The organism is Streptomyces sp. SID1328 (genome assembly GCF_009865595.1).
Lineage (GTDB): Bacteria > Actinomycetota > Actinomycetes > Streptomycetales > Streptomycetaceae > Streptomyces > Streptomyces griseoluteus.
Map to the genome: position 1 here is coordinate 1 of NZ_WWKH01000050.1, position 1,869 is coordinate 1,869.

General features: G+C 65.5%; 1 protein-coding gene and 1 pseudogene. One reads left to right on the top strand and one right to left on the bottom strand.

Annotation, left to right across the window (positions count from 1 at the left end; genetic code table 11):
- Positions 1-362: pseudogene (locus tag GT030_RS01500) on the bottom strand (hypothetical protein); the annotation flags it as partial.
- Between the two features lie 316 nt (positions 363-678).
- On the opposite strand from GT030_RS01500, the gene GT030_RS01505 reads away from it, so the two are divergent.
- Positions 679-1,869 (top strand): cytochrome ubiquinol oxidase subunit I (locus GT030_RS01505; protein ID WP_161199444.1); only part of this gene is annotated, 1,191 nt, incomplete at its 3' end.

Genomic DNA, 1,869 nt, shown 5'->3' on the forward strand with positions numbered 1-1,869 from the left:
GGCTCGGTGAGCCGGCCCTGCTGGTTGAGCCAGTAGTCGGACTTCGAGTCCAGCTCGGCGATCGAGTACTGCTGGAAGAACTCCCGGGTGACGCGGCGCGAGGTGGCCTCGTCGTTGATGTGCTTGGCGCCGTTCTCGCAGTACTCGTTGAAGTGCCGCTTCTTGTCCTCGGGCCAGGCGCAGCCGGGGCAGTCGATGCCGTCGACCTGGTTGATGTTCAGCAGCGTGAGCATGGTGCGCCGCGGGGAGGTCTGACTGAGCGAGTACTCCAGCGCGTGCGTGACGGCCGGGACACCCGTCGCCCACGTCTTGGGAGGCGTGACCGTCAGTTCGTCGATCGGGTCCTCGATGCTGCTGCTCATGGTGTGTCTGCCTCTTTCGTGAATACGAATCCCGCCGAACGGAATTTTCTTCGACTCCCGGAAGGAAAGTCAAAGAGGCCGTGTCGATCACGCGATAGGTACCGCTTATCTTCCGGTTCCGCCCGCCTTCCGAAGCATCGCACAATTCCCAGCACGGCCTTGACCAGGCACAATGCTGACGAGGCAGGCACCCCGCGGGGTGAGGATAACTACCGCCTATTGCCCGATCGACCGTCCCTCTTTGACTCGGGCGACAAATTGCCCGACGCTGGCCGACGAACAGCGAGCATGAATTCACATTCGGGAGAGACCTGCCGTGTACCTGGCATTGGCCCCGGACACCATCGCGCGATGGCAGTTCGGGACGACCACCGTCTACCACTACCTGTTCGTGCCCCTCACCATCAGCCTGGTGGCGATCACGGCGGGCCTGGAGACGGCGTACGTCCGCACGGGCAGGACGAAGTACTTCCACGCCACCAAGTTCTGGGGCAAGCTCTTCCTGATCAACATCGCCATGGGTGTCGTCACCGGGCTGGTGCAGGAGTTCCAGTTCGGGATGAACTGGTCCGCCTACTCCCGCTTCGTGGGCGACGTCTTCGGCGCACCGCTCGCCCTGGAGGCCCTGCTGGCCTTCTTCTTCGAGTCCACCTTCATCGGACTGTGGATCTTCGGCTGGGACCGGCTGCCCAAGAAGGTCCACTGCGCGTGCATCTGGATGGTGTCCATCGGCACCATCCTGTCGACGTACTTCATCCTCGCCGCCAACTCCTTCATGCAGAACCCGGTCGGCTTCAGCGTCGACAAGGCGGCCGGCAAGGCGCATCTGACGGACATCGGCGCGGTGCTCTTCCAGAAGCTCAACCTGGTGGTGGTCGCCCACACCCTGACGGCCGCGTTCCTCACCGGCGCCGCCTTCGTCATGGGCATCTCCGCCATCCATCTGTGGCGCGCGGCCCGGCTGCAGCGCCGGGGCCGGCCCACCGACCTCAAGCAGGTCGCGGCCATGCGGACCTCGCTGCGGCTCGGCCTGGTGCTGGCCGTGGTCTTCGGTCTGGGCACCGCGCTCAGCGGTGACAAGCTCGGCGAGGTGATGTTCGAGCAGCAGCCGATGAAGATGGCCGCCGCCGAGGCGCTGTGGGACAGGGAGGCCCCGGCTGCCTTCTCCGCCTTCTCCGTGCCGGACGTCGCCCACCAGCGCAACAGCGTCGACATCCAGGTCCCCGGCCTGCTCTCCTTCCTGGCGCACAAGGACTTCCACTCGGCGGTACCCGGCATAAACGACACGGCCGGCGCCGAGGCGGCCGCGTACGGCGGTTCACCATCCGAGTACATCCCGAACGTCCCCGTGACGTACTGGGGTTTCCGGGCGATGATCCTGTTCGGCATGACCTCCTTCAGCCTCGGCGCGGCCGGACTCTGGCTGACGCGGCGGAAGTTCTGGGTCGCCCCCGGGTACCGCACCGGCTCGTTCGACGTCCCCCGGCTGATGCTCACGAAGAACCGC